Raw genomic sequence first — 525 nt, forward strand, 5'->3', positions numbered from 1 at the left:
GAGCCGCCCGCCCCCGCCACGGCGCCGCCTGCCCCCACGCGGGAGGCCGCGCCGCCCTCCGCGGGACCGCGCCCGGCGCCCGGCGCGGCGCCGCCCGAGCCCGCCGCGGACGGCGGGGCCGGGGAGTCGCGCGTCCCCACCGTCGTCGTCGACGAGCTGCACGTCGTCTACCGGATCTACGGGGTGGACGCGGGCAAGGGCAGTGCCACCTCGGCGCTGCGGCGGATACTGCTGCGCCGCGGCTCACCCGCCGTCACGACCGTGCACGCGGTCAAGGGCGTCACCTTCACGGCCTACCGCGGCGAGGCGATCGGGATCATCGGCTCCAACGGCTCCGGCAAGTCGACCCTGCTCAAGGCCATCGCGGGCCTGCTGCCCGCCGAGCGCGGCCGGGTCTACACCGACGGCCAGCCGTCGCTGCTGGGGGTCAACGCGGCGCTGATGAACGACCTGACCGGCGGCACCAACGTGGTCCTGGGTGGTCTGGCGATGGGCATGTCGCAGGAGGAGGTCCGCGAGCGGTAC

The 525-nt window shown here is 76.4% G+C and carries 1 protein-coding gene; it reads left to right on the forward strand.

The features are described from left to right. Nucleotides 1-156: 156 nt before the first annotated feature. Nucleotides 157-525 (forward strand): ATP-binding cassette domain-containing protein (locus K7862_RS37095; RefSeq protein ID WP_222970214.1); only part of this gene is annotated, 369 nt, incomplete at its 3' end.

Origin of the sequence: Actinacidiphila acidipaludis, assembly GCF_019890725.1 — a bacterium.
GTDB lineage: Bacteria > Actinomycetota > Actinomycetes > Streptomycetales > Streptomycetaceae > Actinacidiphila > Actinacidiphila acidipaludis.